The sequence below is a fragment of the Paenibacillus sp. J2L1-98 genome (assembly GCF_056269405.1).
Window position 1 is genome coordinate 1 of record NZ_JBWDNW010000049.1, and the last position, 7,543, is coordinate 7,543.

The 7,543-nt window shown below is 47.9% G+C and carries 7 protein-coding genes and 1 pseudogene; 2 read left to right on the top strand and 6 right to left on the bottom strand.

Annotated features, from left to right (window positions below; all coding sequences use genetic code 11):
• Nucleotides 1–310 precede the first annotated feature (310 nt).
• Entirely contained in the window at nucleotides 311–1,819 is a 1,509-nt protein-coding gene (locus AC0YNZ_RS31125) for a fibronectin type III domain-containing protein (protein WP_475830234.1), read from the top strand.
• A gap of 1,762 nt (nucleotides 1,820–3,581) precedes the next feature.
• On the opposite strand, the gene AC0YNZ_RS31130 is transcribed toward AC0YNZ_RS31125, so the two are convergent.
• From AC0YNZ_RS31130 to AC0YNZ_RS31155, 6 genes and pseudogenes are all read right to left on the bottom strand, one after another.
• Entirely contained in the window at nucleotides 3,582–3,815 is a 234-nt protein-coding gene (locus AC0YNZ_RS31130) for a transposase (protein ID WP_475830240.1), read from the bottom strand.
• Nucleotides 3,816–4,180: 365 nt separating this feature from the next.
• Nucleotides 4,181–5,173 (bottom strand): TauD/TfdA dioxygenase family protein, encoded by a 993-nt coding sequence (locus AC0YNZ_RS31135; RefSeq protein ID WP_475830235.1) that lies wholly within the window; start codon nucleotides 5,171–5,173, stop codon nucleotides 4,181–4,183.
• A pseudogene (locus AC0YNZ_RS31140) lies at nucleotides 5,170–5,358 on the bottom strand (hypothetical protein); the annotation flags it as partial. The gene AC0YNZ_RS31135 and the pseudogene AC0YNZ_RS31140, both read right to left, overlap by 4 nt.
• Before the next feature lie 391 nt (nucleotides 5,359–5,749).
• Nucleotides 5,750–5,911, bottom strand: a complete 162-nt coding sequence (locus AC0YNZ_RS31145; RefSeq protein ID WP_475830236.1) for a hypothetical protein — start codon at nucleotides 5,909–5,911, stop codon at nucleotides 5,750–5,752.
• A gap of 39 nt (nucleotides 5,912–5,950) precedes the next feature.
• Nucleotides 5,951–6,139 (bottom strand): hypothetical protein, encoded by a 189-nt coding sequence (locus AC0YNZ_RS31150; RefSeq protein ID WP_475830237.1) that lies wholly within the window; start codon nucleotides 6,137–6,139, stop codon nucleotides 5,951–5,953.
• Nucleotides 6,129–6,464 (bottom strand): YolD-like family protein, encoded by a 336-nt coding sequence (locus AC0YNZ_RS31155; protein ID WP_475830238.1) that lies wholly within the window; start codon nucleotides 6,462–6,464, stop codon nucleotides 6,129–6,131. The genes AC0YNZ_RS31150 and AC0YNZ_RS31155 overlap by 11 nt, the downstream gene beginning before the upstream one ends.
• Nucleotides 6,465–6,767: 303 nt before the next feature.
• Here AC0YNZ_RS31155 and AC0YNZ_RS31160 point away from each other — a divergent pair, with 303 nt between their 5' ends.
• Entirely contained in the window at nucleotides 6,768–7,379 is a 612-nt protein-coding gene (locus AC0YNZ_RS31160; protein ID WP_475830239.1) for a hypothetical protein, read from the top strand.
• Nucleotides 7,380–7,543: the final 164 nt, after the last annotated feature.

The following is a 7,543-nucleotide window of genomic DNA, read 5'->3' on the forward strand; positions in this document are numbered from 1 at the left end:
CAATTTCATGGTCATAGATCTTTAATACCCTCCTGTCAATCATACCTCCACTCCTTACCATTTATTTAACTCTCCCGTTACTTCATGAAAAAAGCAGACTGTCGCTGCAATGAACTGCACCCCGTCAAGGCACCCCATCTCCAACTAAGACACACAGAACCGAGATGAGACTGTAGATCCTGCCGAGTGTTGCTGCGGAACCCTTCTCGCTCAATGGTTGTGTTACTTTTCCGTTTACTCCTATCCTATTAATACCCTATAATATTATAGAAACTATTACCAAAAAAACTATTTCTAGCGAGGTGTTAACGTGCGCAGCAAGTTTGGTTTAGCGGTATTTATTCTGTTACTTATGATGTTCTTATTTCCATTAGCCGTAGGGGCGGCTAGCGGAGAAACCAAGGTTTCCAAAGTCATTGGGCAGGTGCAAGCATCCTCCATTACTGCATCGGGGGCTGAAATCTCTACAGTCGTCACCAAACGCTATACGCCAAAGCTGTATCTCGGAACGGATCCCGGGAACCTGGGCATTGGCATGGGCTACACCTCTCAATCCGGCAGCCAATATTGGTTTAAAGTTACCGGGTTAAAGCCAGGGACCACCTACTACTACCAACTAGAGGCCGCCTCGGGCAAAAAAATTGAAAAAAGCGGCGTACTGTCCTTCACGACATTGTCTGAGCCGCTGATCATCACAGACGTTCAAGCTTATTCTACCAACACCACGTTCACGAAGTTCGAGTGGAGTACCAATCATAACGCCACTTCAGCTTTGTATTTCGGTGTGAACCCCATAAATCTGGATCAAACGGCCATGACGGTTGAGGACGGCGGCACTCTGCACCTCGCCTACGCTGATCAGCTGATGCCGGATACCACCTATTATTATCAAGTCGTGGCAAAGGACGATTACGGAAACTACGGTGAGAGCGAGGTCTATCAGTTCACGACTCTGTCTCCGTTCGAACCGCTGATCATCACAGGCGTCCAAGCCTATTCTACCGGCACCACGTTCACGAAATTCGAGTCGAGCACCAATCATAACGCCACTTCAGCTTTGTATTTCGGTGTAGACCCCTTAAACCTGGTTCAAACGGCCATAACGGAGGACGTCGGTACTCTGCATCTCGCCTACGCTGATCAGCTGACGCCGGGTACCACCTATTATTATCAAGTCGTGGCAAAGGACGATTACGGCAACTACGGTAAGAGCGAGGTCTATAAGTTCACAACTCTTTCTCCGTCCGATCCGCTGATCATCACAGGCGTCCAAGCCTATTCTACCGACACCACGTTCACGAAATTCGAGTGGAGTACCAATCATAACGCCACTTCGGCTTTGTATTTCGGTGTGGACCCCTTGAATCTGGATCAAACGGCCATGATGGCTGAGGACGGCGGTACTCTGCATCTCGCCTACGCAGATCAATTGACGCCGGGTACTACCTATTATTATCAAGTCGTGGCAAAGAACGATTACGGCAACTACGGTAAGAGCGAGGTCTATCAGTTCACGACTCTTTCTCCGTCCGATCCGCTGATCATCACAGGCGTCCAAGCCTATTCTACCGACACCACGTTCACGAAATTCGAGTGGAGCACCAATCATGACGCCACTTCGGCTTTGTATTTCGGTGTAGACCCCTTAAATCTGGATCAAACGGCCATAACGGAGGACGTCGGCACTCTGCATCTCGCCTACGCTGATCAGCTGACACCGGGTACTACCTATTATTATCAAGTCATGGCAGAGGATGATTACGGCAACTACGTTAAGAGCGAGGTCTATAAGTTCATAACTCTTACCGAAAATAAATAGTGACTGGATCATTGTAATGCGAAAGCACCGAGTCCGAGGAGTGTTTCCGTTTCGGTGCTTTATTGTGCTTGGCAGCCTGACAGCTATTTAAGCAGGGTGTTTTCTTCGGTAGAGAACAGAGCGAACCCACCTAGACCTGAAGAGTACATGCCAGTTAGCTTAACGCCCCAACCTGTTTAAGACCTTTATTCAAGCATAGTTGTATTGCGTGGTCATTAATTAAGCAGACTTGTCTCGCTCAAAATTTGCAGGCTATTCTATCACTATCACGATCCGGATCAATATACCAGAAGAATATCGAGAGATCAAAATGATGCTAATCAGCAGAAGATTGGGATATCAATGCAAGGCACAGCTCTACCGCCTCGTCCCCTCCAGTGCTTCTATTAACAGGGTTAATTATAAATAATCTTATGAAATATTCTCCATTCGCACTGATCGGGTACTACAACTTCTCCACAAATCCTAGTTCTCGCAGCACAAGGTTGCCCGAAGGGACGACAAAAAGATTTTTGAGCGTTTTACTCAAAAACCTTTTTTCGCCTTGTGCGGAGAGGTTCTATGTGATCCCATGCGACGAGATGGCTACGGTTTACGAATGTCTTCTTGAAAACGGAATAGGGTAAGGCTGCACGCGAGAGTACATCTGCGAAACGGGCCTTTTCTTCTTCGAACTGCTTACAAATGTCTTGCTTCCAGAGGTCTACCCCCGAATGTTTTGGAACGATGATGGAATGGAGTGAAGCGCAGTGGAATCATGGTTCCGATCTGCATCGTAGAACATGATGGTTTGCGGAGATGAAGTGATAACGGAAGCGCAGGAAACGATGTTGTTCGAGCGTTACCCTAGAGGTTCTAAGCTTCCTTGCGAGTCCCGTTAAGAATCCCAATGGAACCCGGATGATTTACCCGGGGTCGCTTGGGATTTAGGGAAGGTGAACCGAGGGATTAGAATCCAAAATCCTTTTAAGCCTCGGCTGGCTCAAGCCAGATCCATGCTTAAGCATAAAAAAAGCCCTTTAAAGGCTGTTCAGTTATGGATTCGACGCTCGAGCCATATTTGCCATGGTCATTTTCGCTTCCGCTGACTTATTGCGTAATGATATAAGCATAATATGACCCCTAATTCCTAGGTGAGGCTGTACGACGGTTACGAAAAAAAAGGAACCAGATAGACATACTCCGACAAAATTATCTAAACTATTAATTAGTTTCGTTTAGCAAGCTTTGATGTCTATATTATGATTAGTAACAAGATATATGATTATATAGAATATTTTGTAATACCATACCAGCGCCACATGATAGCGCTTTCTATCCAGAAGGTTTTTTTCTTTAAGTGACCGTGTTTCATTTCATACAGAAAGGATGTGCTAGCGAACTACAACGGCCGCCCAGCAGGCATCATTGAGCTAGCCGTGCCGGCGGAACATCGTAAGGCGTTCTATGCCGTCGCGAAGACGATCGTCACGAGCGAGGATAAGAATTTTGTCTACATCCAGCCTCTGATCCGCGCAAAGGTTCGCTTCCGTAACTGGTATAAGAGCGGTTTGTTGCGCTCACCAGAATTTGTTGATTTTGTGATATAACGAGGAGGTAATGATGCCATTGTATAATGGCATCAAAAATAAAAAAGCCGCTCAATAAGTAAACTTAAATTAGTTTGATTTGAGTTTACTGTACGACCAGCGCAAGCTTTATTATTGTGTGCCAAACTTTATGGAGACAGGACATTTCAACAAAGTTGAAGAGTCCTTCTTTTTTAAGTGGAGGAAGTAGCCCAAGCGTAGGCGCGGGAGTTCACCACAGAGCCTCTAGGGAGCGTCACACTCGGATTTATCCTAAAAAAGGAGAATGGTTCAAGCAACTTAGCGTGATGGATACGGGCATTATCCAGAACCATTGTAATCGTTCCCGAAGGATAAGCGTCCATCACCTTGTTCAAGAAAGTCAGAAACGTTTCTGCCGTGTATGCTTCATCTTCGTGCCAGACGATCTTTCCGTTGCATTAGTCGACGGTCGAGAGCAACTTTAAGCCGCGATGCTTACCTGTTGTTCGAATCACCCGTTGCTTGCCTTTCTCAAACCACGTTCGTTGCAAGGCTTGATAATCGCGGATCATGCTCTCATCTTCAAACAAAAGATGATCAATTTCGCCATCTCGCACGTTTCGCGTAGAAATGGAAGTCAGTTATTTTCTCAAAAAAACAAACAGCCTCAGCCAAAATGGCCGAAGCTGCTTGTCCTGTTTATCAACGCGAATCGCGACATAACGGGCGGTACGCGCCCTCGGAGGTCCATTCGTCAGGCGAAGCGGACCTCATGACCCTTCACCCGGGGGAAAATACGAACCGGACGGGATTATCCGGCTTTTTGTTCGTTTTGCGAACCGGAATCTGATTCGGACTCAGGCTCCGGCTTGCGCACGACGCTGTGACGGCCGTCGATGCTGACCGGTACAGCTCCATCCACCGTTACGCGGCGCACGACTCTGTGCTGATCGCCGTAATCGTTAATCGCGTAATGCTGGGTCGCCCGGTTATCCCAAATGGCGACATCCCCGGCCTGCCATCTCCAGCGCACCGTATTTTCGAGCCGCGTCACATGCGACTGCAGCAGCGTGAGCAGCTGGGCGGAATCCGATTTGGACAGCCCGACGATCCGCTTGGCGAAATGGCCCAAAATGAGCGACCGTTCCCCCGTTTCCGGATGAACGTGAACGATCGGATGCTCGGTCTCGTACAACGTCGAAGTGAACACTTCCCTATAATGGCTCGAATCCCTCTCGGAAATCTGGTTGCGATGAGCCGCATAGTCATATTCGTTGGAGTGAACGGCCCATAGGCCGTCTACCAGGCTGCGGAGAGAATCCGGCAGGTGGTCGTAAGCCGCCGCCGTATTCGCCCATACCGTGTCCCCGCCCGCTGCGGGCACTTCCACCGCCCGTAAAATCGAGAAGGCCGGATAAGCAGCCACAAAAGTGACGTCCGTATGCCAGGAGTCGGCGCGGCCACCGTGCTGCGAATCGAGCTCAAGCACAAAACGGCTGCCGTCCTTGATCGGCACTGTCGGATGGGCAACCGCGCTGCCGAACAGCCGTGCAAGCTCCTCTTGACCCGCATCGTCCAACTGATGCTGCCCGCGGAAAAACACGACCTTGTATTTCAGCAGAGCTTCGCGGATCGAGTCGACCGTCGACTGGTCCAGGTCCGCACCGAGGTTTACTCCTTTAATTTTTGCGCCAATACGGCCTGCAATGGGATGTACCTCCACGCTGCCGTGCTCCTTCTGCTCCTGTCCCTGTCTCAGCTGCTGTGCTCCTTCCGTTACGAAGACTTGTTCCTTTTGACTCATGGCAATACCTCCTCGAATGTTTTGGCTGCCGCTGCGTCCGCAGCGGGCAATGATTTATTGTTAGGACGGGAAAGCCCGTAATGACCGCGAAGCGTGTCACTCTCGTACTCCGTCCGGAACAATCCTCTGCGCTGAAGCTCGGGCACGACCTGCTGCGCGAATTCCTCCAGCCCCCCTGGCAAATAATGAATGGAAATCTTATCATCGAAGATGAAAAAAAAGAGACCATGCATCATCTCCAATGCTGGCCTCCGGTGGTCCGGTAGACAATTTATTGTTTTCCAATCAACTTACTATGATTTAAAGTAATATTACATTCTCGGCCGAACGCCGTCAACTTTATTTTTGACATTTCAGAATTTTCACATTTCGTTTGATTTTCTTGGGGAATAGCCCTTGCCATTTGTTCGGAAAAAGGAATATGATAAAAGCATCAGATGATTGTGAATGTTTTCACAAAGTAAACAGTTATGTGATTTTTTCACACAATTAGGGGGAGTTAAGAAATGCATTAACTATTTTTATTAAATAACCTGCCGGTTAGCTTAATGAGGCGAGTGTTTCCCTCTACACATGTTAAAAGAAACAAACAGGCAACAGCCACGTCTCAGATCCGTTCCGCACCCGGACATAATCAGATATCTTCGAATCCTCTACCGGCTCCAGAACGCCCTCATAGGTCGCCATTGTGCCCAGCTCCAACACAACAACCTGGCCCAAATAATCGCCAATACGCATCGTCCATCCCCCTTTGCGAGAGTGATTCGACGCCGACCATTAATATCCTTCTAAATCGAATTTCCCTTTACCGAGATCATCGAGCAGCTGCGTCAGCATGATCTTTTTAGCAAACCACATAAGAACGATCTCGAAATCATATTCACCGGCATGCTCATCAATTTTATATTGCAGCAGTTCAGAGTGGAATTCCAAATGATCTACAAGCTTCCGACGATCAATGCTCAAGGCTCGCGCCCTCTATATCCTGAATTTCAAACCATTCTCCATCGACCATAAAGCGACCGCGGAACTGGTCCACCCGGTCGATGATCCCGACGATCTCCAGGTCTTCGAGTTCATGGAACATCCGAATTTTTACCGGCTGCCGCTGCTGCAACGATTGTACAACAACGCGGGAAACATCTTCCCATTCTTGTTCATCAAGCTCAATGCGCTGGCGTTTTTTAATTTCAAGATTCCATTCATTAATCCGAACTTTATGTTCAGGCAGCATCATGCGGCTACTTTCCCAAAGTCCATTACCTTCAAGCTTCTTCCGTGTTGTCGTCATAAAAGCACCGTCCTTCACATATGGTGCTCTTATTATATGCAAACGTGTGTTCGTAATTCAAGCGAGAAATAGTGCCATTTAATTCGGCATGCCAAAAAGTCGGAGCAGCTGCAAAATATTGAACCGTAACATCGGTACCGTCACGTGAACATGTTCGTAAGCAATTCCGCGATTTAATCACTAAACCATAAACGAAATCTACACCAGTACTATAAATAATTGGTACTTTTTGGATGGAGATATTCAATCCATAATAATGGAGGGTTGCAACCACACGAAATCATTTATTTGGAGGGTTTTATGATGAAAACATGGAAAAGTTTATTGTTAACGTTTATGCTTGCTGCTGTTGCCCTGCTCGCTGCTGTTCCTGCTTCTTCGGTCTCTGCGCGGATGTCGGAAGATCCGATCGGAGGCGGCGGTTATGATGGAGGAAACACTGGTGGGGGCACTTCACCTTCATCCTCTATCCAAACAATTCCTTCTTTAACCACAGAGGCTACTTGGCAAAGCTCCAATGGCGGGCGTTACATGTACACACGGGCCACGCTGCAGCGCTCGGGAGCACTTGCCGGCCAACTTGATGTCGTTACTCGAACGAAAAACAACGTCAAATTAACCGGATTTACCGGCGGCGTCTTCCTTTTGCTGCGAACAGCGGATGGAGCCGTCATCGGTGCAACCGATCAACAAAAATTCGGCGTAGACGGACAATGGATCGGCCGTTATGATCGGACGGATTACTGGTCCTGGTCCTTCAATCCGGAAGTCGCGGCAGCTACAGCCTACATCGAAATCATTCAACAGCATTCTGCGAAAGAGCTGGATGATCAGCTGGCCTACTGGCAAAGTACGGTATGCGGCAACTTAGACCGTTTAGGCTTGCCTAAACCCCCTTATGGCTGTCCCCAATAAAACCCTGATATAAGTATTAGACTGACCCTAATAATAGAAACAACGGTAGCCTGGGACTGAACTGCACCCCGTCAAGTAGACAGTACAAATAACAAAAATCAATTAAGCGGCCTTGGTCCTAAATTCCATCGGACTGAGGCCGTTTAGTTTTGCTTGTAACCGTT

Bases quoted from the DNA above. Each gene is read 5' to 3' on its own strand.
- AC0YNZ_RS31155 (WP_475830238.1), bottom strand. From the start codon at position 6,464: ATGACGACAACACGGAAGAAGCTTGAAGGTAATGGACTTTGGGAAAGT.
- AC0YNZ_RS31145 (WP_475830236.1), bottom strand. From the start codon at position 5,911: ATGCGTATTGGCGATTATTTGGGCCAGGTTGTTGTGTTGGAGCTGGGC.
- AC0YNZ_RS31160 (WP_475830239.1), top strand. From the start codon at position 6,768: ATGAAAACATGGAAAAGTTTATTGTTAACGTTTATGCTTGCTGCTGTT.
- AC0YNZ_RS31135 (WP_475830235.1), bottom strand. From the start codon at position 5,173: ATGAGTCAAAAGGAACAAGTCTTCGTAACGGAAGGAGCACAGCAGCTG.